A 26,445-nucleotide genomic window follows, 5' to 3' on the forward strand; every position below is an offset into this window, starting at 1 on the left:
ACAATTTTACGGCCCAGTAGTTTAGCGGTTAGAATGCCGCCCTGTCACGGCGGAGGTCGTCGGTTCAAATCCGATCTAGGTCGCCATGCGCGGAAATAGCTCAGCGGTAGAGCATCGCCTTGCCAAGGCGAGGGTCGCGAGTTCGAATCTCGTTTTCCGCTCCATTTTATATTAAAAAAACCTCAAAATTGTATTGACATAGCAAGACAAAAATGGTATAATATAAAAGTCGTCTGGAATGAGAGGCGATGTGTTCCTTGAAAACTAAACAATGTAAGTAAGGTTAAAATAAGCCAGATGTGCGGTACTCGTTTGAGTACAAAACAAAGTTAGTCCACTTAGGTGAGATTAACAAAACTAGTTTTTTAAAGAGCCATCAAGGTTCTCTAATATAATTTATTGGAGAGTTTGATCCTGGCTCAGGACGAACGCTGGCGGCGTGCCTAACACATGCAAGTCGAACGGTCTGGTATTCAACACTGAATTTTTAGCAGTGTAGCAAGCGTCAAGCGCGAAAGAAGAGAGCGCTTCACGCATTTACAAAGTGCTAACACAAAAGCGAAAGATTGAGTGTTGAATATCAGATAGTGGCGAACGGGTGAGTAACGCGTAGACAACCTACCTTCTAGATGGGGACAACACTGCGAAAGTGGTGCTAATACCGAATGTTGTATTTTAGATGCATATTTAAGATACTAAAGGTGGCCTCTATTTATAAGCTACCACTAGAAGATGGGTCTGCGTCTGATTAGCTAGTTGGTGAGGTAATGGCTCACCAAGGCGACGATCAGTAGCCGGTCTGAGAGGATGAACGGCCACACTGGGACTGAGACACGGCCCAGACTCCTACGGGAGGCAGCAGTGGGGAATCTTCCGCAATGGACGAAAGTCTGACGGAGCAACGCCGCGTGAGTGAAGAAGGTTTTCGGATCGTAAAACTCTGTTTTCAGGGACGAATGTGCGATATGTGAATAATGTGTTGTAATGACGGTACCTGACAAGAAAGCCACGGCTAACTACGTGCCAGCAGCCGCGGTAATACGTAGGTGGCAAGCGTTGTCCGGAATTATTGGGCGTAAAGCGCGCGCAGGTGGGATAATAAGTCTGATGTTAAAGTTCGGGGCTCAACCCCGTGAAGCATTTGGATACTGTTATTCTTGAGTGCAGGAGAGGAAAGTGGAATTCCTAGTGTAGCGGTGAAATGCGTAGATATTAGGAGGAACACCAGTGGCGAAGGCGACTTTCTGGACTGTGTCTGACACTGAGGCGCGAAAGCCAGGGTAGTGAACGGGATTAGATACCCCGGTAATCCTGGCCGTAAACGATGGGTACTAGGTGTTGGGGGTATCGACCCCTCCAGTGCCGGAGTTAACGCAATAAGTACCCCGCCTGGGGAGTACGGCCGCAAGGTTGAAACTCAAAGGAATTGACGGGGGCCCGCACAAGCGGTGGAGTATGTGGTTTAATTCGACGCAACGCGAAGAACCTTACCAAGGCTTGACATCGTCTGATGATCCTAGAGATAGGAAGTTCTCCTTCGGGAGACAGATAGACAGGTGGTGCATGGCTGTCGTCAGCTCGTGTCGTGAGATGTTGGGTTAAGTCCCGCAACGAGCGCAACCCTTATCCTATGTTGCCAGCACGTAATGGTGGGAACTCATGGGAGACTGCCGTGGATAACACGGAGGAAGGTGGGGATGACGTCAAGTCATCATGCCCCTTATGTCTTGGGCTACACACGTACTACAATGGGCTTTAATAGAGGGTAGCGAAGCCGCGAGGTGAAGCCAAACCCAAAAACAAGCTCTCAGTTCGGATTGCAGGCTGCAACTCGCCTGCATGAAGTCGGAATCGCTAGTAATCGCAGATCAGCATGCTGCGGTGAATACGTTCCCGGGCCTTGTACACACCGCCCGTCACACCACGAAAGTTGAGAGCACCCGAAGCCGGTGAGGTAACCAGCAATGGAACCAGCCGTCGAAGGTGAGATCAGTGATTGGGGTGAAGTCGTAACAAGGTAGCCGTATCGGAAGGTGCGGCTGGATCACCTCCTTTCTATGGAGATTTGAATCATTGAAATATATGGTTCTAATCCAAGGTCGACACATCTGGCATTATATACTAGACGGAGCTTATGTGCTTGCTGTAGTATTACAACCTACTTACATTGCTTAGTTTTGAGGGAATACTAAAACATACCTGTTGAATAGAGTAAACAGGCGTGATAGTATATATCCTCTTTGTATGTTAATATGGGGAATTAGCTCAGCTGGGAGAGCACCTGCCTTGCACGCAGGGGGTCAACGGTTCGATCCCGTTATTCTCCACCATTTATGTTCTTTGAAAACTGCACAGAAGAAAGCAAAGTAATAATTCTAATAGCAATATTAGGGTGATTACCGAGCATGTTAGGATTTTTTTGAAACATGTATATTCATCATTGAATATACCACCAACCAAAGGTTGGCAAGAAATAGTTAGAAGCGACAACGCAGATGACTGTTTATTGACAGCCGACTGTTAGTGAGACATAAGTCAAGCTAATAAGGGCATACGGTGGATGCCTTGGCGCCAAGAGCCGATGAAGGACGGGGTAAGCTCCGATAAGCTAGGGGGAATCGCAAGCAGGTTTTGATCCCTAGATTTCCGAATGGGGAAACCCAACAGTGGTAATGCACTGTTACCCATACCTTTGAGTATGAGGAGGGCACCTGGGGAACTGAAACATCTAAGTACCCAGAGGAAAAGTAATCAAGTGAGATTCCCTAAGTAGCGGCGAGCGAACGGGGAAGAGCCCAAACCGAGTCAGTTTACTGATTCGGGGTTGAGGACCGGCATAATTCGAGTCAGGCTTAGTCGAACTACCTGGAAAGGTAGACCATAGGGGGTAACAGTCCCGTAGACGAAAAGCAGAGCAAGATGGCCGAGTTCCAGAGTACCACGAGACACGTGAAACCTTGTGGGAAGCAGGGGGGACCACCCTCCAAGGCAAAATACTCCTTGGCGACCGATAGCGTATAGTACCGTGAGGGAAAGGTGAAAAGCACCCCGGGAGGGGAGTGAAAAAGAACCTGAAACCGTATGTCTACAAGCAGTTGAAGACCCTTATGTGGTCAACAGCGTGCCTATTGAAGAATGAACCGGCGAGTTACAGTAACTAGCGAGGTTAAGCAGAAGATGTGGAGCCGCAGCGAAAGCGAGTCTTAATAGGGCGAATAGTTAGTTGTTGTAGACCCGAAACCGCAGTGATCTATCCATGGCCAGGTTGAAGCGCAGGTAAAATTGCGTGGAGGACCGAACTCGTGAACGTTGAAAAGTTTTGAGATGAGTTGTGGATAGGGGTGAAATGCCAATCGAACGCGGAGATAGCTGGTTCTCCCCGAAATAGCTTTAGGGCTAGCCTCAAGAAATAAGTACAGACGGTAGAGCTCTGATTGGGCTAGGGGCCTTATAGGTTACCGAACTCTGTCAAACTGCGAATGGCTGTACTCGGACCTTGGGAGTCAGACTGCGAGTGATAAGACCCGTAGTCAAGAGGGAAACAGCCCAGACCATCAGCTAAGGTCCCAAATGCCGTACTAAGTGGCAAAGGATGTGGAACTTCAGAAACAACCAGGATGTTGGCTTAGAAGCAGCCACCATTTAAAGAGTGCGTAATAGCTCACTGGTCGAGAGGTTTTGCGCCGAAGATGTCCGGGGCTAAAGTACGGAACCGAAGCTATGGATTTGTACCTTTGGTACAAGTGGTAGGGGAGCGTTCTATACGCTTTGAAGCAGTACCGTAAGGAGCTGTGGAGTATATAGAAGTGAGAATGCCGGTATGAGTAGCGAAAAGACAAGTGAGAATCTTGTCCACCGAAAGCCTAAGGTTTCCTGAGCAACGCTCGTCGTCTCAGGGTAAGTCGGGGCCTAAGCCGAGGCGTAAATGCGTAGGCGATGGACAACTGGCAAACATTCCAGTACCACCCACATCCGTTTGAGTGATGGAGTGACACAGAAGGGTAAGTAATCGCATGAATGGAAGAAATGCGTCTAAGCTTGTAGGGTGTTTAGTAGGCAAATCCGCTAAACGAATAGCCTGAGGAGTGACGGGGAGTTGCTAGCGATAGCGATGAACTTACTGATCCCACACTGTCAAGAAAAGCTTCTAGCGAGGCTGTGGGTGCCCGTACCGCAAACCGACACAGGTAGGCGGGGAGAGAATCCTAAGGTGCGCGGGAAAACCCTCGTTAAGGAACTCGGCAAAATGTCCCCGTAACTTCGGGAGAAGGGGAGCCCTTTTAGGTGATTACCCTCGCGGTATGAGCTAAAGAGGGTCGCAGAAAAGAGGCCCAAGCGACTGTTTACCACAAACACAGGTGCCTGCTAAAGCGAAAGCTGACGTATAGGTGCTGACACCTGCCCGGTGCTGGAAGGTTAAGGGGAGTGCTTAGAAGCAATTCGAAGGTGTGAACTGAAGCCCCAGTAAACGGCGGCCGTAACTATAACGGTCCTAAGGTAGCGAAATTCCTTGTCGGGTAAGTTCCGACCCGCACGAAAGGTGTAACGACTTGGGCACTGTCTCAACGAGGGACCCGGTGAAATTGAAATACCTGTGAAGATGCAGGTTACCCGCGACTGGACAGAAAGACCCCATGGAGCTTTACTGTAGCCTGACATTGAATTTTGGTAAATGATGTACAGGATAGGTGGGAGACTGCGAGATATGTACGCTAGTATGTATGGAGTCATTGTTGGGATACCACCCTTTATTTACTGGAATTCTAACTTTAATAGTAACGACATTAAGGACAGTGTCAGGTGGGCAGTTTGACTGGGGCGGTCGCCTCCGAAAATGTAACGGAGGCGCTCAAAGGTTCCCTCAGCGCGGCCAGAAATCGCGCGAAGAGTGCAAAGGCAGAAGGGAGCTTGACTGCGAGACGTACAGGTCGAGCAGGGACGAAAGTCGGACTTAGTGATCCGGTGGTACCGCGTGGAAGGGCCATCGCTCAACGGATAAAAGCTACCCTGGGGATAACAGGCTAATCTCTCCCAAGAGTCCATATCGACGGGGAGGTTTGGCACCTCGATGTCGGCTCATCACATCCTGGGGCTGTAGTAGGTCCCAAGGGTTGGGCTGTTCGCCCATTAAAGTGGTACGTGAGCTGGGTTCAGAACGTCGTGAGACAGTTCGGTCCCTATCCATCGCGGGCGCAAGAGACTTGAAGGGAACTGCTCCTAGTACGAGAGGACCGGAGTGGACGAACCAATGGTGTACCAGTTATCCCGCCAGGGGTACAGCTGGGTAGCTACGTTCGGAAAGGATAAACGCTGAAAGCATCTAAGCGTGAAACCAGCCTTAAGATGAGGTCTCTCATAGCGTAAGCTAGTAAGTCCCCTTGTAGATGACAAGGTTGATAGGCCAGGTGTGTAAGTCCAGCAATGGATTCAGCTGACTGGTACTAATAGGACGAGGGCTTGACTTAATTTAGTTAGTAGCGCAGCTACTAACGACTAACATGTAGTCTTTCTTCTGTGAAGTTTTGAAGGAATATCCTTCAATGGTAGACTGAATAGAATGCCACAGTTGCTAGGCGCAACGAGGACACGAAGCGAGTCGTACTGGAAGTACGTCGAAGTGAGTGCCCGCAGGAGCAACAACGCAAATGGGGTATTATAGGCAGTCGGATAATCCAGTGACGATAGCTAAGGGGCACCACCTGTTCCCATACCGAACACAGTAGTTAAGCCCTTATACGTCGAAAGTACTTGGTTGGAAACGGCCTGGGAGGATAGATAGTTGCTGGTTATATTCCTGGATAGCTCAGTTGGTAGAGCAATCGGCTGTTAACCGATCGGTCGTAGGTTCGAGTCCTACTTCAGGAGCCATTTTCATAAAACACCATTCACTTTTGTGAATGGTGTTTTTATTTATAGTTATGTAGAAGCTTTTAATTAGGTAATTACTTCATTTAATAGTCAAAAATTAGAATTCGGTGACGATAGCTAAGGTGTTTACCTATTCTGCATAATAGGTGAACCACTTATACTTCTAAAAAGGATAATGCAAAAGGTTTTGAACTATTTTATAACAAATGGACAAAATAGAGATGTACCCAAAATGTCATAAACAATGTAAGTGGAGGAATGCATTTTGAAAGAATTTATATTTGTCTCGGATTTTGACGGAACCATGAGTGCAAAAGATTTTTATCATATTATTATGGACAAATATCTTGGGGAATGGGGCAGAGAACTTTACGCAAGCTGGAAGCGGAATGAGATGATGGATGTCGAATTTCTCACAACAGTATTTAAATCTATAAATCGAACAGAAGAGGAAATCTATGAAGATATCTTGAGCATAAAGCTGGATAAATCTATTGCTGCATTTATTGAATATATTAAAATTTCTGGTGGCGATTTTCTTGTTCTGAGTGCAGGAACCCAATATTATATAAAACGGTTACTTGATTTTGAAGGGGTGCATGGGGTAGAAATTATCGCAAATGACGGTAAATATGAAAACAAGGGTATTACATTAATTCCTCCGGATAAACAACACCCTTTTTATTCACAACGGTATGGTATAGATAAAGCCAAGGTAGTACAGAGTCTAAAACAAAAGTATAAAAAAGTCTATTATGCTGGTGATGGGGGACCAGATGTAAGTGCTGCACTACTAGCTGATATTGCTTTTGCAAAAGGAACATTAATTACGCTACTACAGACTGAGGCAGCAAAATATGTGCCCTTTGAATACTTTTTCCAAGTCGAAGAATATTTGAAATCGAAGGGATAATATAATAAAGGCTCTTAAGAATAGTTCCCTTAGTTAAAGAAAAAGATCCTGGGTTAGAACACCAGGATCTTTTTCTTTAACTGCTTGCCTAAGCGGAAAAATGAAGAACTCTATAGATTTCCATTAATGAAGTGGGGAGGCGATTCTGAAGGAATTTGTATAAAATTATGGAAGTATTAAGAAATATGCATATTAAGTCTATAATAATTACTAATGCATAATGAAATTTATTTTTACGGGTTAGATAAATAGAAATATTTCTATTAGTTCTAGGAGGGAAAAGTTATGACTACTAACGCTATTAAAATAGCCGCTATCGGTGACTCCATAATCTACGGTTATCCTTATGAGCCAGCATCGTCTTGGTTCAATCTTGCTGCCGAGCGACTTAATATTGATTATATTAACCGGGGCATAAATGGTGATACTACTGATGGTATGCTAAGCCGTTTTGACAGTGATATTCTACGGTATAAACCTTCTCATATCATTATTATGGGCGGTACAAATGATGCGTATGGTGGAATTGCAGTCAATCAAGTCATTAATAATATTCAGGCTATGGTGCAGCTCGCCTTTGAAAATGCTATTTTTCCATTTATTGGTCTACCAATACCTTGCAATGAATTAGCAGAAGAGAAGTTACTAGGGCAGTATCGTGAAGCAATGCGACAATTTGCAAGAGCAAATAATATCGAAATCATTGATTTTCATAAATCTATAGTCGATGACAGTGGTTTAAGTATTAAGGCAGGATTTCATTGCGACGGTATACATCCCAATAATGCTGGTTATGAAGTTATGGCAGGTGTCGCTACTAAAATTTTTATTAAAGTATTAATTGATACTAGAGTTCATACCTATTATTGGAACGAAGACATCAGTTGTATCATCACTACCTTGAAGATTCTATCTGAAATATTTAATTATAAGCTTCATCCCCAAGTTATCCAGGCTGCCTATGCCCTTAATGCAGGTCGAATGGGTTCGCAGTGCGGCTTGGTAGAAGGGGTATTGCTGTTTATTGGGGTTTATGGACATGAAAAAGGGATTGCTTCTCAAAATATTGCTATGTTATGCCATAAGTTTTCCAGTGGATTTCAAAATAAATTCGGTAGTGTGCTATGCAAAGAATTAAGGATACAGGGTTTTAAACCTGACAATCCGCCTCATATTTGTGAAAGTCTAACAAAGAGCGCCGTTGCTTTTTCGGCAGAATTTATATCTAAGGAAATTTTGTTGAGCCTATGAAAGGTAAACATAAGACGGTAAGCAATTCACATACAAAATTTATGGAAATATGTAACCGCTAATCTGCCTACCTTTAATTTGGTTCGGCAGATTTTTTATCATCAAATACTCTATTGATATTAATAAACATTAAGTTTAGAAAGCATAATATAACTAGATTATAAATAATAGGAGGTTGGAAATGGAGGAGCAAACTAAAGATCTAGAAGCGAAAGACAAAGCAGGTTTTCAATGCTTGGAAGATCCTAGCATTGACTTAAATACTTTGGAAGAAAAGGAACGGCTTAGTGTTGCGATGTCAAGTTACTATATATTATACCGTTAAGAATAGCAAAACCGTCTACCTTATTGGTAGACGGTTTAGTTATATTGTGATTAATTAACACTACTAATTTTATTAAGCAATATGTCTACTTGTTGATTTTTAAATGCTCTATTTCTTGATCGTCTAAAATGTGAAAATTTATTTCTCCTTAATCATTCTGACACAAGATAAGCAGGGACAAAGATGATGTTTGAAGAAGAAACGGTAATAGTATCTTTCGGCGGATTAAGGTGGAGCCATTAAAAAATGATACAACTAGTACAATTGAAATACATATTAGCATGATGTTAGGTTTCATCTACTAAAAACGAAGGGGAGAAAATAATGAACGACAGAATCTATTCTGCGTATGGTAGCAATATGAATCTCAAGCAAATGAAGAAACGCTGTCCAAATGCAAAGGTAATTGGTAAAGGAGAACTTCTAGGCTACAAACTTACCTTTCGAGGAAGAAACTTTGGGGTAGCTAATGTTGAAGAAAGCAAAGATGGTAGAGTACCCATTGTATTATGGCAAATTACAGAAGAGTGTGAAAGGGCGCTAGATCGGTATGAAGGTTTTCCCCAACTTTATGACAAAGTAGTAGTAAGAGTTAGCACTTCAACTGGTGAACAAGAAGCCATGATTTACATTATGACGGAACAATATGAGAGTATGCCTTCAATACCTAAGGAACATTATTTTGAGATAATAAGGCAAGGATACAAGGACAATAACATTGACATAATGCCATTATTTGTGGCTATGAATAATACTCAAGATGAACTAAAAAACAGTAAAGTATTAGATGATTTTATTAGGTAATTTAGTTGCAAACGATAAAATAAGTAGAGTGGGTGAGATAATGAATCATAAATTAGTAATTATAATGCTCTTTTTGTTAACAGTATGCTTTACTAGTACGGCATTAGCAATGGAAGGTGATGACAATCCGATCGATAAAGCCTTTGCTACAGATATAAATGGGGCGGTAAATACGGTTGAGATGAATTATGTAGCAGGAAAGTATATGCAGGCATGGAAAGCGGAGATGGACAATGTAGCTGCTGCCATTAAGAAAGAATATAGTTATGACGAGGACAAAGCTGGCATTGACAATTATACAACAGCTTATGAGAAAGTTGCCGATGCTGCAGGTCAAGTGGAATGGTTAAATTGGTCAAATTTGAATGAGAACCCTAAGTACAGAAGTTTTGGTACAGGAGCAGCAAGCGCAAGTTTATTTGCAAAAGCCCAAATTTATAAGCAGGCAACGTTTAATTTGCTTAACACTTATCAAGGTCGGTCGGGGAGTGAGCCGGAAAAGTGTAGCTATACCTTTACTTATTCTGGCAAAGGTGCTGAATTAACAAGGTTAAGAGAAAATCAATAAGGAAAATAAGAATTAAAGCCGGGGAGTGGTGCTATGGATAGGTCAATTAGAAAAAAAATTCTTGAGTTGGCAGAAGAAGAGTATCAAAAATTCTCAGCTGCACTGCTACCTAATATAGACAATGTTTTAGGTGTTCGTTTGCCCCTGCTCCGGAAGCTTGCCAAAGAAATAGCGAAGGGCGATTGGCAGAAGTTTATGGCAATGGCAGAATTAGAATACTTTGAGGAAGTAATGCTTAAAGGCATGGTACTTGGCTATGTGAAAGGGGATATTGAAGAGATACTTTCTTATGTTGCCGATTTTGTCCCCCTAATTGATAATTGGTCAGTATGTGATAGCTTCTGCATAGGGTTGAAATTCACACAGGATAACAAGGAGCGTGTATGGCAATTTCTACAGTCTTACCTGAATTCAACACAAGAATATGAAATACGATTTGGTGTTGTAATGCTAATTAATTTTTACATTGAAGATAGATATATAAAGGAAGTGCTAATACGTTTAGACAATGTCAAGCTCAAAGGGTATTATGCGAAAATGGCAGTTGCTTGGGCGGTTTCCATTTGTTTTGTAAAACTACCAAAGCCAACCATGGAATACCTTTATGGTAATACCCTAGATGATTTTACTTACAATAAGGCACTTCAAAAGATCACGGAATCTTATCGTGTAGATAAAGAAACTAAGGATTTAATCCGCAGTATGAAGCGCAGTAAAAGCTAAGGGGAAAGGATGTACCCATTATAGTTTTCGAAAGAAAACAAATATTAGATGGGTTAAGTCAGATCGTCTAAACTAAATGTTTAGACGATCTTTAATAAAAGATATTGACTATAGTAATGAGGTTGTGATAGTATAAGGAAGTTGCCGATGACGGTGACGAAAAATGTACAAGAATGTTGACGGAATCTGAAAGATGTGTTAATATTCTGATAACGAATAAATGGTAATGTGTTCCTTGAAAACTAAACAATGTAAGTAAGGTTAAAATAAGCCAGATGTGCGGTACTCGTTTGAGTACAAAACAAAGTTAGTCCACTTCGGTGAGATTAACAAAACTAGTTTTTTAAAGAGCCATCAAGGTTCTTTGATATAAAGTTTACATGTATGATGCAAAGCTTAATGGGTAAGGATGTTCGACTGCTAACGCATCGAACAAAGCGACCACATCAAAGCTGAAGCATTGTGTGTCTGCTTTTATTGGAGAGTTTGATCCTGGCTCAGGACGAACGCTGGCGGCGTGCCTAACACATGCAAGTCGAACGGTCTGGTATTCAACACTGAATTTTTAGCAGTGTAGCAAGCGTCAAGCGCGAAAGAAGTGAGCGCTTCACGCATTTACAAAGTGCTAACACAAAAGCGAAAGATTGAGTGTTGAATATCAGATAGTGGCGAACGGGTGAGTAACGCGTAGACAACCTACCTTCTAGATGGGGACAACACTGCGAAAGTGGTGCTAATACCGAATGTTGTATGTGAAACGCCTGTTTCACATACTAAAGGTGGCCTCTATTTATAAGCTACCACTAGAAGATGGGTCTGCGTCTGATTAGCTAGTTGGTGAGGTAATGGCTCACCAAGGCGACGATCAGTAGCCGGTCTGAGAGGATGAACGGCCACACTGGGACTGAGACACGGCCCAGACTCCTACGGGAGGCAGCAGTGGGGAATCTTCCGCAATGGACGAAAGTCTGACGGAGCAACGCCGCGTGAGTGAAGAAGGTTTTCGGATCGTAAAACTCTGTTTTCAGGGACGAATGTGCGATATGTGAATAATGTGTTGTAATGACGGTACCTGACAAGAAAGCCACGGCTAACTACGTGCCAGCAGCCGCGGTAATACGTAGGTGGCAAGCGTTGTCCGGAATTATTGGGCGTAAAGCGCGCGCAGGTGGGATAATAAGTCTGATGTTAAAGTTCGGGGCTCAACCCCGTGAAGCATTTGGATACTGTTATTCTTGAGTGCAGGAGAGGAAAGTGGAATTCCTAGTGTAGCGGTGAAATGCGTAGATATTAGGAGGAACACCAGTGGCGAAGGCGACTTTCTGGACTGTGTCTGACACTGAGGCGCGAAAGCCAGGGTAGTGAACGGGATTAGATACCCCGGTAATCCTGGCCGTAAACGATGGGTACTAGGTGTTGGGGGTATCGACCCCTCCAGTGCCGGAGTTAACGCAATAAGTACCCCGCCTGGGGAGTACGGCCGCAAGGTTGAAACTCAAAGGAATTGACGGGGGCCCGCACAAGCGGTGGAGTATGTGGTTTAATTCGACGCAACGCGAAGAACCTTACCAAGGCTTGACATCGTCTGATGCTCCTAGAGATAGGAAGTTCTCCTTCGGGAGACAGATAGACAGGTGGTGCATGGCTGTCGTCAGCTCGTGTCGTGAGATGTTGGGTTAAGTCCCGCAACGAGCGCAACCCTTATCCTATGTTGCCAGCACGTAATGGTGGGAACTCATGGGAGACTGCCGTGGATAACACGGAGGAAGGTGGGGATGACGTCAAGTCATCATGCCCCTTATGTCTTGGGCTACACACGTACTACAATGGGCTTTAATAGAGGGTAGCGAAGCCGCGAGGTGAAGCCAAACCCAAAAACAAGCTCTCAGTTCGGATTGCAGGCTGCAACTCGCCTGCATGAAGTCGGAATCGCTAGTAATCGCAGATCAGCATGCTGCGGTGAATACGTTCCCGGGCCTTGTACACACCGCCCGTCACACCACGAAAGTTGAGAGCACCCGAAGCCGGTGAGGTAACCAGCAATGGAACCAGCCGTCGAAGGTGAGATCAGTGATTGGGGTGAAGTCGTAACAAGGTAGCCGTATCGGAAGGTGCGGCTGGATCACCTCCTTTCTATGGAGATTTGAATCATTGAAATATATGGTTCTAATCCAAGGTCGACACATCTGGTTGTTCATCTACTTACATTGCTTAGTTTTGAGGGAATACCAAAACATACCTGTTGAATTCATTCAAGGGGTATGATAATATAGTAGATCCTCCATTAGTATCTAGTTGGCTTTGCCAGCGGGAGAATAATGAAGTTAACAATTCCGATTGTTAACTAAGCGACCATAGGTCATAAAACCGAAGGTTTGCTTATATGTTCTTTGAAAACTGCACAGAAGAAAGCAAAGTAATAATTCTAATAGCAATATTAGGGTGATTACCGAGCATGTTAGGATTTTTTTAATGTGTATTTCGGCGTTAAAACCGAATATACCACCAACTAAAGGTTGGCAAGAAATAGTTAGATGCTAGGAGCGACGAGGACATGAAATGAGTCGTACTGTTGTACGTCGAATGGAATGCCCGCAGGAGCGACAACGCAGATGACTGTTTATTGACAATCGACTTAGCAGGACGTAAGTCAAGCTAATAAGGGCATACGGTGGATGCCTTGGCGCCAAGAGCCGATGAAGGACGGGGTAAGCTCCGATAAGCTAGGGGGAATCGCAAGCAGGTTTTGATCCCTAGATTTCCGAATGGGGAAACCCAACAGTGGTAATGCACTGTTACCCATACCTGAGAGTATGAGGAGGGCACCTGGGGAACTGAAACATCTAAGTACCCAGAGGAAAAGTAATCAAGTGAGATTCCCTAAGTAGCGGCGAGCGAACGGGGAAGAGCCCAAACCGAGTCAGTTTACTGATTCGGGGTTGAGGACCGGCATAATTCGAGTCAGGCTTAGTCGAACTACCTGGAAAGGTAGACCATAGGGGGTAACAGTCCCGTAGACGAAAAGCAGAGCAAGATGGCCGAGTTCCAGAGTACCACGAGACACGTGAAACCTTGTGGGAAGCAGGGGGGACCACCCTCCAAGGCAAAATACTCCTTGGCGACCGATAGCGTATAGTACCGTGAGGGAAAGGTGAAAAGCACCCCGGGAGGGGAGTGAAAAAGAACCTGAAACCGTATGTCTACAAGCAGTTGAAGACCCTTATGTGGTCAACAGCGTGCCTATTGAAGAATGAACCGGCGAGTTACAGTAACTAGCGAGGTTAAGCAGAAGATGTGGAGCCGCAGCGAAAGCGAGTCTTAATAGGGCGAATAGTTAGTTGTTGTAGACCCGAAACCGCAGTGATCTATCCATGGCCAGGTTGAAGCGCAGGTAAAATTGCGTGGAGGACCGAACTCGTGAACGTTGAAAAGTTTTGAGATGAGTTGTGGATAGGGGTGAAATGCCAATCGAACGCGGAGATAGCTGGTTCTCCCCGAAATAGCTTTAGGGCTAGCCTCAAGAAATAAGTACAGACGGTAGAGCTCTGATTGGGCTAGGGGCCTTATAGGTTACCGAACTCTGTCAAACTGCGAATGGCTGTACTCGGACCTTGGGAGTCAGACTGCGAGTGATAAGACCCGTAGTCAAGAGGGAAACAGCCCAGACCATCAGCTAAGGTCCCAAATGCCGTACTAAGTGGCAAAGGATGTGGAACTTCAGAAACAACCAGGATGTTGGCTTAGAAGCAGCCACCATTTAAAGAGTGCGTAATAGCTCACTGGTCGAGAGGTTTTGCGCCGAAGATGTCCGGGGCTAAAGTACGGAACCGAAGCTATGGATTTGTACCTTTGGTACAAGTGGTAGGGGAGCGTTCTATACGCTTTGAAGCAGTACCGTAAGGAGCTGTGGAGTATATAGAAGTGAGAATGCCGGTATGAGTAGCGAAAAGACAAGTGAGAATCTTGTCCACCGAAAGCCTAAGGTTTCCTGAGCAACGCTCGTCGTCTCAGGGTAAGTCGGGGCCTAAGCCGAGGCGTAAATGCGTAGGCGATGGACAACTGGCAAACATTCCAGTACCACCCACATCCGTTTGAGTGATGGAGTGACACAGAAGGGTAAGTAATCGCATGAATGGAAGAAATGCGTCTAAGCTTGTAGGGTGTTTAGTAGGCAAATCCGCTAAACGAATAGCCTGAGGAGTGACGGGGAGTTGCTAGCGATAGCGATGAACTTACTGATCCCACACTGTCAAGAAAAGCTTCTAGCGAGGCTGTGGGTGCCCGTACCGCAAACCGACACAGGTAGGCGGGGAGAGAATCCTAAGGTGCGCGGGAAAACCCTCGTTAAGGAACTCGGCAAAATGTCCCCGTAACTTCGGGAGAAGGGGAGCCCTTTTAGGTGATTACCCTCGCGGTATGAGCTAAAGAGGGTCGCAGAAAAGAGGCCCAAGCGACTGTTTACCACAAACACAGGTGCCTGCTAAAGCGAAAGCTGACGTATAGGTGCTGACACCTGCCCGGTGCTGGAAGGTTAAGGGGAGTGCTTAGAAGCAATTCGAAGGTGTGAACTGAAGCCCCAGTAAACGGCGGCCGTAACTATAACGGTCCTAAGGTAGCGAAATTCCTTGTCGGGTAAGTTCCGACCCGCACGAAAGGTGTAACGACTTGGGCACTGTCTCAACGAGGGACCCGGTGAAATTGAAATACCTGTGAAGATGCAGGTTACCCGCGACTGGACAGAAAGACCCCATGGAGCTTTACTGTAGCCTGACATTGAATTTTGGTAAATGATGTACAGGATAGGTGGGAGACTGCGAGATATGTACGCTAGTATGTATGGAGTCATTGTTGGGATACCACCCTTTATTTACTGGAATTCTAACTTTAATAGTAACGACATTAAGGACAGTGTCAGGTGGGCAGTTTGACTGGGGCGGTCGCCTCCGAAAATGTAACGGAGGCGCTCAAAGGTTCCCTCAGCGCGGCCAGAAATCGCGCGAAGAGTGCAAAGGCAGAAGGGAGCTTGACTGCGAGACGTACAGGTCGAGCAGGGACGAAAGTCGGACTTAGTGATCCGGTGGTACCGCGTGGAAGGGCCATCGCTCAACGGATAAAAGCTACCCTGGGGATAACAGGCTAATCTCTCCCAAGAGTCCATATCGACGGGGAGGTTTGGCACCTCGATGTCGGCTCATCACATCCTGGGGCTGTAGTAGGTCCCAAGGGTTGGGCTGTTCGCCCATTAAAGTGGTACGTGAGCTGGGTTCAGAACGTCGTGAGACAGTTCGGTCCCTATCCATCGCGGGCGCAAGAGACTTGAAGGGAACTGCTCCTAGTACGAGAGGACCGGAGTGGACGAACCAATGGTGTACCAGTTATCCCGCCAGGGGTACAGCTGGGTAGCTACGTTCGGAAAGGATAAACGCTGAAAGCATCTAAGCGTGAAACCAGCCTTAAGATGAGGTCTCTCATAGCGTAAGCTAGTAAGTCCCCTTGTAGATGACAAGGTTGATAGGCCAGGTGTGTAAGTCCAGCAATGGATTCAGCTGACTGGTACTAATAGGACGAGGGCTTGACTTAAACAAGAGAGCCCAAGAAGACGAGCTGTAAAGCGAAGTCTGATTGGTGCGAAACGTTTACTGACCTGTGAAGCGTGAGCGGAACTAGGAAGTATCAAATATGTATCTTTACTTTTCAAGTAGCGGATACGTACCTAACATGAATAGTCTTTCTTCTGTGAAGTTTTGAGGGAGCATACTCTACGAGATGTTTACCTCTTTAAATCCGGTGACGATAGCTAAGGGGTTCCACCTGTTCCCATACCGAACACAGTAGTTAAGCCCTTATACGCCGAAAGTACTTGGTTGGAAACGGCCTGGGAGGATAGGTAGTTGCCGGTTAGATAAGCCATCTGTATTAACAGATGGCTTATTTAGTTTATTAATAATCAATTAAATAATTGGATTTTCGGAAGAATTATCTTGTCAAAAAAACGTAAAAGTATTTGTCAATTTAATCTAGGGGGAGAAATATTATAGAAACTTTAAAAATAAACTATCATAAGATCTTTGATTATCGTTGGACAATAGTTATGCTCATGTTGTTTGGCTCAATCATAAATTATTTGGACCGGGTGAATTTAAGTATTGCTAATACAACAATTGGAAAAGAATTTGGCCTCGATCCAGTACAAATGGGATTGCTATTATCTGCTTTTATGTGGCCTTATGCATTAGCAAATCTGCCAGCTGGTTGGATTGTTGATAAATATGGTGCAAAAAAGATATTTATGTGGGGGATTATTGTTTGGTCTCTGGCTACCATCGCTGGAGGATTTGTTCAAGGATTTATGTCAATGTATATTACAAGAATGATACTAGGAATTGCCGAGGCTCCATTTTTTATCATTGGGGGCCAAGTCACACAACAGTATTTTTCTCACGAAGAAAGAGGAATGGCTTCTTCTGTTATTAATTTGGGCCCGAAGATTGCCAACGGGTTTGCACCCCCCTTATTAACTTTTCTTTTAATTTGGATGGGTTGGAGAGGTATGTTTATTACTTTAGGTGTCACTGGATTTGCCATTTCATTTTTATGGATGAAATATTATAGAGAAGAGTATAAGGTAGAGCAGGTTGCTCAATTAAAAAAAGGGAAAGTTAATTTTTGGGCATTATTTAATCATCCAACATCATGGTGGTTTAATATAGGTAATATTGGAAGTTCTTATGTATTTTGGTTATACTTTACATGGCTACCCACCTATTTAACAACCCAACGAGGTATGAGCTTAACACAAGCCGGTTGGGCAGCAGCCATTCCCTTTATCGCAGGTGTTATTGCAGTACCAATTGGTGGCTGGATGTCCGATTATTTAATAAAAAGAGGTATGAATGTAATTCGTGCACGATTGGTTCCAACAGTGGGAGGTTGCATATTAGCAGCAGTGGCAGTAATTCCAGTAAATTATATCGAGGATACCACATGGGCAATGGTTTTAATAACAATTAGTTTATTTGCTGGCGCGTTACGGGTAGGTGTCTTGTGGGCTTTAGTGGGTGACTTAACTCCTCCTGAGGCAGTGGGAACTTTTGGTGGTATTCAAAATTTCGCCAGCTTTATTGGTGCAACATTAGCACCAATTGGAACAGGATATATAGTAAAAGCGACTAATTCTTTCGATTATGTTTTTGTTGTTAGTGGGGTACTCTGTCTTATTGGCGCAATCAGTTATGCTCTAATTAGTAGAAAAATTACTAGCGAGGATTTGTTGCCAAACTAAATTCCTTATTGAATACAATTAAGTTTTGTTTAAAGTAAATTCCCCCAAGATACTAGCGTCTTGGGGGAACTTATTTTCTAACAATATTTTATTTTTTACCAATGGCCATGATGAAAAAATCAGTATGGTATTCTGTATTAAAATTCTTTTCAAAAAGTTGTACTGCTTTCAGCTGTTCTTCCGTTAAATTTGCAAAATCTATATGGTTGTGACCCATAGTAACAATCTCCTTTTTAGATAGTATTTTATGTTGTTACTATGTTTTCCGAATTATATGATTGCTATTCCTATAAGAAAAAAGAAAGAAATTAGGCTATATGGGGGCACAGAAAATACTAGGAAGGAACACTAAAAAAAGCTGAGACTATCGTCTCAGCTTTTTAAGAATTATAGTTTATTGCTACAATTTAATACGTTTTTCATTTTATGTTTAACCATATTTTTGATGGCTTCACGAGCAGGTTTTAAGTATTGACGAGGATCAAAATCGCCAGGATGATTAATAAAATACTCACGAATAGAGGCTGTCATTGCCAATCTCAAATCCGTATCAATATTAATTTTACATACACCAAATTTACCAGCGCGTAATAGCATATCTTCAGGCACACCTTGAGCACCAGGAATGTGTCCGCCAAATTGATTACATTTTTCTACAAACTCAGGTAGCACAGTAGATGCACCGTGTAATACTAGTGGATATCCAGGTAGTAAGTTAGAAATCTTTTCTAATCGTGCATAGTCAAGGCTGGGTTCGCCTTTGAACTTATAAGCACCATGGCTAGTGCCAATCGCAATAGCCAGTGAGTCACAGCCAGTTCGTTGAACGAACTCTGCTGCTTGGTCTGGATCGGTATATGTAGCATCTTTAGCATCAACCTTAACGGCATCTTCCACGCCGGCAAGTTTTCCGAGTTCTGCTTCGACAACAACACCATGAGCATGAGCATATTCTACTACCTTTTTGGTTAAGGCAATGTTTTCTTCAAAACTATGCTTTGAACCGTCTATCATGACAGAAGTAAAACCTCCATCAATACAAGACTTACATATTTCAAAGTCATCACCATGGTCAAGGTGCAAGGCAATCGGCAAGCCAGTGTCTTCCACTGCTGCTTCTACTAACTTTGTAAGATATATATGCTTAGCATACTTACGCGCCCCTGCGGATACTTGTAAGATAAGTGGAGACTGTTCTTCTTTGGCAGCATCAACAATACCTTGAATGATTTCCATGTTATTAACATTGAACGCTCCAACGGCATACTGACCTTCATAAGCTTTTTTAAACATTTCTTTTGTTGTAACTAATGACAAGATAGCCCCTCCTAAATAGTTTAATTGTTATGTTATTAATGATACCATATTTTAGCAGGCTTGTGTATAAGAAAACATGGTAAAAAATCATAATAAATTTGTTTTTTATATTTTTTTTAGAATATTCTATATTTTATTAGTTGAAAGGACATTAATTACGCTTATAATGTCAGTCGGTAGTGGACTAGAAACTTCAATCGTTTTCCCTGAAATAGGATGGGTAAAAGATAAACTAGAAGCATGGAGGGCTTGGCGGTTAATTAAATCTCTAGAACCTCCGTAAAGATCATCTCCTAAGATTGGGTGACCGATATGCGATAAATGTACTCTGATCTGATGAGTACGTCCAGTTAAAAGTGTTAATTCAATTAAACTGGCATTCATTAAATCTTTAAGCACTTTATAGCAGGTAGTAGCCTGTTGTCCCTCGCTGGAAACTATACGTTGAATGATACTATTAGGGTGTCTTGCAATTGGTGCGTCTATTGTGCCTATTGCAGGTTGTAATGCACCTGTTATCAGTGCTACGTATTGTCTGTTAATGTTTTTCACTCCGTTAACTGAAAGTAGGTGCTGAATATGAGGCAATTTTGCAATTACTAGCAGACCTGAAGTATTACGATCTAAGCGGTGGACCGGATGAAATTTAAAAGGTAGATTTTTTTGTTGAAAGTAATACATAACCGCATTTCCAATGGTTTCTAAACGTTCGGAGGTAGTTGGATGTACTAACATACCTGGTGGTTTGTCTATAATGAGTAAGGTATCATCTTCATAAACTATATGAAGCGGTATTTTTGTTGGTATGATATCACACGGCTGCAGCCAATTTAAGGTAATGGTATCACCGGGTGCAATAAAATTTGTTATAGGAATCTCCTTTCCATTTACAAGTATGGCTCCTGAAAATTTAATCTTCCGCCAGACGGTAAGAGAAAGGCCAACATGGGATCGTAAAAAGTCTTTAATTGGCATAGGATTGACTGTTTCTGGTACTACGAGATCTAGCATAGGTACTCCTTTTAGGTATAGAATAATAGCTAATATAGTATTTGCATTAACATAAAGTTTTATCTATTCGATTTCGCCATGTGTGGTATTAATTCCTTTTAATAATAAAAACACAAAGACAGTATGCTGCTAGCATACCAAGGAACACAAATAAATGATCTGATTTATTTGTGTTCTTTGTGTCTTTGTGTTTTTTAGAAGGGTAGCAATTTTAAAATTACATCAATTTTTGAGCGACTGTAATTAGGTGGGCAATGTGTTCTCGTTCCATTGTTAAGGATTCTTGGAGATAGTCACTCATAGGACTTCCACGTAAACCAAAGATATGTTCCATTCGATGATGTCGCCGTAACAGAGCTAGCAAGAGATAGATTAAAAATACGCGATGCAAACCGATCTGCCGTTCACCTACATTGTCTTGTGCTTCACCTATCAGCATAGTATATTTCTTCATTGATGTACTCATATCTTCGTCATGCATGGAGATGAGGTGAATAACATCCAGGTAGGCATCCCAGTGATTTATGGATATATCATCAAGACTATCACGTGTAGTATCGCTAGCATGCTCGGCTGCCTCCAAGGTAGTGTACATTAGATCTAGTTGTTCGATGGCTTCATTATGGAGCATTCGTATATGCTCTAAATCCATTGACATGGGCTTTCTTGTCTGGGATCTTTTCAAAAGAGTAACCTCCTTATAAGAACGAATTTTCAACATTGTATGCTATGAATGAGGAAACGGTGAAGGTTTTACTACTTTTTTTGTATTAACAATGTGATTTTGGACCAATGAAACGGATCATGTTAATAGGTACCATCATGGAGAGTGGTCTCTTACGCATGCAGACGTTTACAATAATGAAGTCACAACCTACATAGCAAAGTGTACCGCAGAAAGATTCCTGGTGACATATGCGGGCATCTACAGAGAATATTACATCATCACCTAACATGCACATGAGTCGATCTTGGAAGGAATTTTCAAGACTGGGGTAGGGGTATGCTTTAGGAGCCATACATTCCTGGGGCATCATTTTTTTGTCCATGTAGTCACAGCATGGTTCCATTTCTTCATGATACCAATGTGGATATTTGCCATCCATATTTGATAGCCTCCTTTATTGATAGTTTCTTATAGTATCTGATACATCATATGAAGAACAGAAACATAATGATACTGTCAGTAAACTTTTTTTAAAAAGATTAATATAGTTTTTTAAAAAGTATGCAGGAAAAAGCTATTTAGTTACGAATTTATAATCGTTAAGTGTTTATTATGAGGTGATTATCATGGAAATAATGAAAAACAGCAATATTATTATATATGGTTTTTTGGTATGGTTATTTATTGCTCCTAGGAGAAATAGTTCACGATATGGTGAATTTTTTTTGGCCTATATGGCAGCTCTACTTTTTTGTTTAGTTGGTAGCTCAGAGATGATTATGGTGAAGCCGGTAGCATTTTTCTTTACTATCGGTGGCGTCTTTGCATTTTTTTACGTAGTAGTGCGCAAAACTATTTATATAGCAATTAAAAAATAAATAAGATATGGGGGTCATTTTATGGCTAAAGATTGTTCTTTTGATGTGGTTTCAGAGGTTGATATGCAGGAAGTTGATAATGCAGTAAATCAAACAACAAAAGAGATTCAACAAAGGTTTGATTTCCGTGGTAGTAAAGCAGCAGTTACTTTAGATGGCATAGAAATTAAGGTAGTTGCTGATGATGATTATAAACTGAAAAATGTGGTAGATATTTTACAAGCAAAAGTGATTAAACGAGGAATTTCGTTAAAAAATTTAGATTATGGAAAAGTTGAGTCTGGATTTAGTGGTACAGCACGCCAGATTATTAAAATAAAAAAGGGAATCGATAAAGATAATGCTAAAGATGTAATTTCTTCCATTAAAAATAGTAAACTAAAAGTGCAAGCGCAACTTATGGACGATCAAGTACGGGTATCAGGTAAGAACAAAGATGATTTACAAAATGCTATTGCTCATTTAAAACAAGGTGATTTTAAAATTGACTTACAGTTTGTAAACTTTCGTTCATAAAAAGAAAAAACTTCCGCAAAAACGGAAGTTTTTTCTTTATGAATTTTATTTACATTTTATCATTTGTTAAACCTAGTAGATCTAAAGCTTTAAGGCTTAGGCTAAGGAGGATAGAAACTATAGTGGCTAAGGCCATGCCTTTCATGGTTACCGTACCGATAGTAATACTAGCGCCACTGATACCAAGAATTAATACAACGGAAGTCAGAATCAGATTACGGGCACGGCTATAATCTACTTTAGATTCTACTAAAATTCGTATGCCGGAAGCGGCAATAACACCAAATAACAATAGGGAAACGCCACCCATGACAGGTACGGGAATACTTTGAATGGCTGCAGCTAATTTACCTATGAAAGAGAGGATGATGGCTAATATAGCAGCACCGCCGATTACTTGTACGCTATAAACTTTAGTAATTGCCATTACACCAATATTTTCACCATAGGTAGTGTTAGGAGTGGATCCGAAAAATCCTGAAATTATAGTAGAAAGGCCATTGCCGAGTAAAGAACGGTGTAGCCCAGGAGTCTTTGTCAAATCACGACCGACAATATTTCCAGTTACGACGAGATGCCCAATGTGTTCGGCGATTACGACGAGGGCAGCGGGTAAAATAATAGCAATCGCGCTAAAATTAAACTCAGGAGTATAAAAAGTAGGAACGGCAAACCATGGAGCAGATGCTACATTACTTAAATCTACTAATCCAAGTAAAAACGCTACTAAATAGCCAGTGAGCACACCAATCAGGATGGGGATGATCGCCAAAAATCCGCGAAACATGACAGAACCCAATATTGTAATTGCTAGGGTAAAGAGGGAAACGATAATAGTATTCATGTCTAAGGTCTTGGCAGTCAGGCCTGCCATATCAGCGGCAACTGGTGCTAATTCTAAACCAATTACAGCAACAATAGCACCCATAGCTGCTGGGGGGAAGACGGTATCTATCCATTTTGTACCGATTGCGCCAATTAAAAGAGATACTAGGGAGAAGACAACTCCGGCTACGATAAAACCTCCTAGTGCAGCACTATAGCCATATTGAGGTAAAACAATAAAAACAGGCGAAAGAAATGCGAAGCTAGAGCCTAAATAAGCAGGAATTTTGCCCTTACAGATAAAAAGATATAAAAGAGTACCAATGCCATTAAATAATAAAATTGTCGCGGGGTTAACCTTAAACAAAATTGGAACAAGTACAGTAGCCCCGAACATGGCAAATAAGTGTTGTAGGCTGAGGGGAAATAATTGTAAAATTGGTAATTTGTCTTCAACTTGAATGATACGTGTATTCATAGATTGCCTCCTTAATTACTACCTTGGCACACAATAAAAAAACTCTTACCAGAGTAAGAGTTTAAAGGTCATAATAGATAAAGCTGTTTTTGCAGCTACATCATTGTGTACCTTATTAGCCTCTCTGGACTAACTTAAAGGTTATTTTATTAAAATGTAACATAAATTATACTATTTGTCCATTATTTTTATAAAAAACTGGGCAGATATCAAGTATTAGTTTAAAATGTATGGTAGGTAAAGAATCAATTAAAGATATTCGTAAAAAACGTCGATATAGTGGATGTAATTGAAAGGTGGAAATAGATAGAGATGGCTAATAAAAAAAATTATCAGGCAGAGAGGCAAATGCCTGGTGGGAGACAGGATAAGGGCAAAGTCTATGTTGATGAGTTATATTTTCGTCATGTAGATCAAATGGAACGTTGGCGACAAGAATATGAACGTTGCCAAGCTGTGGAAAGCACATTGGCTCTAGTCAGTACATTGCGTTATGAAGAAGTAGATTATGCATCTCAGCTACTGCGGGTGCCTTGGAAAGAGAGGAGTGTGCCAGATTTTTCTCATTTGTTAGAGAAGGCGCGAGTCGAAGAAGAGGGTAAATATTTTGCACCTATTATAGTACGTAGTTCTTTATTGCTGATTTTATTATTGATACTTATTTTTAGCAGTAATGCCATAGTATTATGGGTATCCGGTACCGGTGTAGTTACTTTGCTTGTGTTACTAGGTATTTTAATACAGAAACGTCATAGTAGGATTGAAAAAGTCATCAAGCAAAAACAAATTGAAATTGATGCTAAGGTAGAATATGAACAAAACTTAATCAAAGAAGAAAAAGAGAAGCATGAAAATGCTGAAGAAGAGCGTATTCAAGGGATTGAACGTTTGCTAGCAGGGGAGCTAGCAGCCATTTATGCAAAAATTGATCAAGCATTGACAACTCGCCCCTTTCCCTTTCACGTAAGTGCGGATATTTCTTTATATTTAAACATACCCTCTGTGAAGATCTGGTTGCCACCAAAATCGATCATACCTACTCAAGTGTGTGCTTTGCAAGCATCAGGTCGACCTAGCTTTGAAGAAAAAGAAACACGAACAATTAATAAACAGTATTTTGAATTGTGTGCATCTATTTCTATGAGAGTGATGTCGGTTATTTATGCCCATATCCCTGCCTTTCGAACTGGATATGTATATGGAATGTCAAAAGAGGGCAAAAATATAGAATGTTTATTTGCTAGTAAGTTGGATCGATCAACAGTAGAAGCTGCCTGTAATTCTTCTAATGGTCTAGCAGCGATGCAAATATGTAAGGCAACGTTTAATTGTGATACAACCCTTGAGTTACTACCAATAGAAGTTACGGCCCCAGAAGAATGGGGCGATGTAGAACCTCAATTAGTACATAATCTACATGTGAATTTATTTCAATAGGGAATTAGAAAAAGTAGGAGAATTATTTAGTTGATTAGAATTATTCGAAAAGAATAAAAATTAAAAAGGGATTTTTGGTTTATTAGCAAATATAAATAAAGAAGTAACAATTTGCTAAATATATAAGGAGGGTTTTTAATTATGAAAATTTCTGATGTCATTCAAAGTGCTGATTGGAAGACTGAAAAACATTCCCCGGTAATTGAGGCTCCTGAAAAAGTGAAAGCAGGAGAAAGCTTTGCCATCGATTTGTCTGTGGGTAAGGAAATTGCTCATCCTAACACAACGGAGCATCATATTCGTTGGATTAAGCTATATTTTAAACCTGATAATAGTAAATTCGTATATGAGGTTTCTACATTTGAGTTTAATGTTCATGGTGAGTCTGTAGAAGGTGCGAATAAAGGACCTATCTATACAGAACCTGCTGCCAAGGCTACTATAAAAATTAACAGTTCAGGTACGCTAATCGCTACTTCTTACTGTAATATTCATGGTCTGTGGGAAAGCTCTCAAGCAATCACTGTAGAATAATAAAAGATTTTGCTGTTCCACTTAGCTGGAACAGTTTTTTTTGCCTAAATGAAAAGAATAACATCTCTTGCTATTAGCAAATACTCCTTTATGAATATTTATTTTTGGTCAATTTGGCATTCACAGGTAAGATAAGAGGATCGGTTGTCATGTTCGTTACTGGAGTTTGTAGGATCAGAGGGCTCTAATTGTTGGGAAGAGGGGGTATGGAAATTACTAAAAGGGGGCATAGTATGCAACTCATACGCAGGTGTTATGGGATGAGTTGCATGATGTGCAGTGCGGCAGGGTTTTATTTTTTCTGGTGTGCATAGTACAGTCAGGCTAGGCTCAGAACAGTGGGAACTGGAATTAATACATGATTTGCTAAGCCTGAGTACACAAACATTTATTACGATTAATTTATTAATGCATCTGCTATTGGTAAGTTGAAACTCTTGGTGTTTGATTGACGCCTTTAATTGACAATCCATCCCTGATTTTGCGTGACAATGTTTAATAATGGATATAAATGGAGTTTCAAAAGAGATGAAATGGACTGTTTGTGTGGAACTAAAATTTGATGATACAAATTCTATGCAAATATTTACATGACCAGAAAAACTAATTTGTTTGTCTAGGATGATGGTTTTTTGAATAATCGGAGTAGAAGTTACACGGAGTATAAAATCAATATCTGGCGTGTGTTTTGGAAGGGTCAACGTTCCATTTACTGCAAATTGTGTGCCTTTTTTGCATGCCATAGGATATATTCCTCCTTGGAAATCAGACGTTTGGATGATAGTATTTAGGATAATTGAAATCTACCTATTAAATAAAAATCTAGGGGTTACGTTATCATATAATTTTAGGTGCAATTTTGTTACAAAATTATTATTACTATAAAGCACAGTAATATTAATTTTGTATAAAAAAGAGGCTGAATTTACCAACCTCTCTTTGGGGCTTGATTTATAAGATTTTAAACCTTTGGATACCTATGGGGAGAGGCTGGTTAAAAGCTATTTTCAGATTCTATAAAAGGAATGTGGGTTGAGCGATTATCGAT

General features: G+C 41.6%; 18 protein-coding genes, 4 tRNA genes and 6 rRNA genes. 21 read left to right on the forward strand and 7 right to left on the reverse strand.

The window, feature by feature from the left end; genetic code table 11:
• Positions 1–10: 10 nt before the first annotated feature.
• The 17 genes from UFO1_RS07405 to UFO1_RS07485 all read left to right on the forward strand — a co-directional run bounded on the left by UFO1_RS07405 (position 11) and on the right by UFO1_RS07485 (position 17,734).
• Positions 11–86 (forward strand) — tRNA-Asp (locus tag UFO1_RS07405).
• A 3-nt stretch (positions 87–89) separates the two neighbouring features.
• Positions 90–164 (forward strand) — tRNA-Gly (locus UFO1_RS07410).
• A 232-nt stretch (positions 165–396) separates the two neighbouring features.
• Positions 397–2,055: ribosomal RNA gene (locus UFO1_RS07415) — 16S ribosomal RNA — on the forward strand.
• A 199-nt stretch (positions 2,056–2,254) separates the two neighbouring features.
• A tRNA-Ala gene (locus tag UFO1_RS07420) sits at positions 2,255–2,330 on the forward strand.
• A 203-nt stretch (positions 2,331–2,533) separates the two neighbouring features.
• Positions 2,534–5,465, forward strand: a 23S ribosomal RNA gene (locus UFO1_RS07425).
• A 206-nt stretch (positions 5,466–5,671) separates the two neighbouring features.
• Positions 5,672–5,788: ribosomal RNA gene (gene rrf, locus UFO1_RS07430) — 5S ribosomal RNA — on the forward strand.
• Together the 16S, 23S and 5S rRNA genes with 4 tRNA genes alongside form the textbook arrangement of a ribosomal RNA operon.
• Positions 5,789–5,792: 4 nt before the next feature.
• Positions 5,793–5,868, forward strand: a tRNA-Asn gene (locus tag UFO1_RS07435).
• Positions 5,869–6,133: 265 nt separating this feature from the next.
• Entirely contained in the window at positions 6,134–6,781 is a 648-nt protein-coding gene (locus tag UFO1_RS07440; protein WP_038669733.1) for an MtnX-like HAD-IB family phosphatase, read from the forward strand.
• Between the two features lie 285 nt (positions 6,782–7,066).
• Complete coding sequence (locus UFO1_RS24735) at positions 7,067–8,032, forward strand: C-GCAxxG-C-C family (seleno)protein (protein ID WP_084159787.1); 966 nt, start codon at positions 7,067–7,069, stop codon at positions 8,030–8,032.
• Positions 8,033–8,213: 181 nt separating this feature from the next.
• Positions 8,214–8,357, forward strand: a complete 144-nt coding sequence (locus UFO1_RS25140; RefSeq protein ID WP_158442778.1) for a hypothetical protein — start codon at positions 8,214–8,216, stop codon at positions 8,355–8,357.
• Positions 8,358–8,681: 324 nt separating this feature from the next.
• Positions 8,682–9,161 carry a gamma-glutamylcyclotransferase family protein gene (locus UFO1_RS07455; protein ID WP_038669735.1) on the forward strand — a complete coding sequence of 160 codons (480 nt, stop codon included), beginning with the start codon at positions 8,682–8,684 and terminating at the stop codon, positions 9,159–9,161.
• Positions 9,162–9,201: 40 nt separating this feature from the next.
• The gene (locus UFO1_RS07460; protein WP_144390867.1) at positions 9,202–9,729 is read left to right on the forward strand and encodes a hypothetical protein; all 528 of its coding nucleotides are present in this window, start codon (positions 9,202–9,204) and stop codon (positions 9,727–9,729) included.
• 33 nt (positions 9,730–9,762) lie between these two features.
• A complete protein-coding gene (locus UFO1_RS07465) occupies positions 9,763–10,452 on the forward strand; it encodes a DNA alkylation repair protein (RefSeq protein ID WP_038669739.1) in 690 nt (229 codons plus the stop codon).
• Between the two features lie 474 nt (positions 10,453–10,926).
• Positions 10,927–12,585: ribosomal RNA gene (locus UFO1_RS07470) — 16S ribosomal RNA — on the forward strand.
• Between the two features lie 515 nt (positions 12,586–13,100).
• Positions 13,101–16,032: ribosomal RNA gene (locus tag UFO1_RS07475) — 23S ribosomal RNA — on the forward strand.
• A gap of 203 nt (positions 16,033–16,235) precedes the next feature.
• Positions 16,236–16,352, forward strand: a 5S ribosomal RNA gene (rrf, locus tag UFO1_RS07480).
• 191 nt (positions 16,353–16,543) lie between these two features.
• Positions 16,544–17,734, forward strand: coding sequence for an MFS transporter (locus UFO1_RS07485; RefSeq protein WP_051788856.1), 1,191 nt, complete (start codon positions 16,544–16,546; stop codon positions 17,732–17,734).
• 88 nt (positions 17,735–17,822) lie between these two features.
• Here the strand turns inward: UFO1_RS07485 and UFO1_RS25940 are convergent, their stop codons facing one another.
• The 5 genes from UFO1_RS25940 to UFO1_RS07505 form a co-directional block, all read right to left on the reverse strand.
• Positions 17,823–17,951 carry a hypothetical protein gene (locus tag UFO1_RS25940; protein ID WP_256380534.1) on the reverse strand — a complete coding sequence of 43 codons (129 nt, stop codon included), beginning with the start codon at positions 17,949–17,951 and terminating at the stop codon, positions 17,823–17,825.
• A 170-nt stretch (positions 17,952–18,121) separates the two neighbouring features.
• Complete coding sequence (gene fba, locus UFO1_RS07490) at positions 18,122–19,051, reverse strand: class II fructose-1,6-bisphosphate aldolase (RefSeq protein WP_038669743.1); 930 nt, start codon at positions 19,049–19,051, stop codon at positions 18,122–18,124.
• A 126-nt stretch (positions 19,052–19,177) separates the two neighbouring features.
• On the reverse strand, positions 19,178–20,062 hold the full coding sequence (locus tag UFO1_RS07495) for an RluA family pseudouridine synthase (protein WP_038669745.1): 885 nt from the start codon (positions 20,060–20,062) through the stop codon (positions 19,178–19,180).
• A 217-nt stretch (positions 20,063–20,279) separates the two neighbouring features.
• A complete protein-coding gene (locus UFO1_RS07500) occupies positions 20,280–20,747 on the reverse strand; it encodes a hypothetical protein (protein WP_038669746.1) in 468 nt (155 codons plus the stop codon).
• 85 nt (positions 20,748–20,832) lie between these two features.
• Positions 20,833–21,168, reverse strand: a complete 336-nt coding sequence (locus tag UFO1_RS07505) for a hypothetical protein (protein ID WP_038669748.1) — start codon at positions 21,166–21,168, stop codon at positions 20,833–20,835.
• A gap of 187 nt (positions 21,169–21,355) precedes the next feature.
• Between UFO1_RS07505 and UFO1_RS07510 the strand changes: the two genes are divergently transcribed.
• Complete coding sequence (locus UFO1_RS07510; RefSeq protein WP_038669750.1) at positions 21,356–21,607, forward strand: hypothetical protein; 252 nt, start codon at positions 21,356–21,358, stop codon at positions 21,605–21,607.
• 21 nt (positions 21,608–21,628) lie between these two features.
• Positions 21,629–22,123 carry a YajQ family cyclic di-GMP-binding protein gene (locus UFO1_RS07515; RefSeq protein ID WP_038669752.1) on the forward strand — a complete coding sequence of 165 codons (495 nt, stop codon included), beginning with the start codon at positions 21,629–21,631 and terminating at the stop codon, positions 22,121–22,123.
• Positions 22,124–22,172: 49 nt separating this feature from the next.
• On the opposite strand, the gene uraA is transcribed toward UFO1_RS07515, so the two are convergent.
• On the reverse strand, positions 22,173–23,426 hold the full coding sequence (gene uraA / locus UFO1_RS07520) for a uracil permease (RefSeq protein WP_038669753.1): 1,254 nt from the start codon (positions 23,424–23,426) through the stop codon (positions 22,173–22,175).
• A gap of 312 nt (positions 23,427–23,738) precedes the next feature.
• On the opposite strand from uraA, the gene UFO1_RS07525 reads away from it, so the two are divergent.
• Both UFO1_RS07525 and UFO1_RS07530 read left to right on the forward strand, forming a co-directional pair.
• Positions 23,739–24,863 carry a hypothetical protein gene (locus UFO1_RS07525; protein WP_038669755.1) on the forward strand — a complete coding sequence of 375 codons (1,125 nt, stop codon included), beginning with the start codon at positions 23,739–23,741 and terminating at the stop codon, positions 24,861–24,863.
• 141 nt (positions 24,864–25,004) lie between these two features.
• The gene (locus tag UFO1_RS07530) at positions 25,005–25,397 is read left to right on the forward strand and encodes a class II SORL domain-containing protein (protein ID WP_038669757.1); all 393 of its coding nucleotides are present in this window, start codon (positions 25,005–25,007) and stop codon (positions 25,395–25,397) included.
• Positions 25,398–25,495: 98 nt separating this feature from the next.
• Here UFO1_RS07530 and UFO1_RS07535 read toward each other — a convergent pair whose 3' ends face one another.
• Positions 25,496–26,140, reverse strand: coding sequence for a DUF3794 domain-containing protein (locus tag UFO1_RS07535; protein WP_038669760.1), 645 nt, complete (start codon positions 26,138–26,140; stop codon positions 25,496–25,498).
• Positions 26,141–26,445: the final 305 nt, after the last annotated feature.

The sequence above is a fragment of the Pelosinus sp. UFO1 genome, from assembly GCF_000725345.1.
GTDB lineage: Bacteria > Bacillota > Negativicutes > DSM-13327 > DSM-13327 > Pelosinus.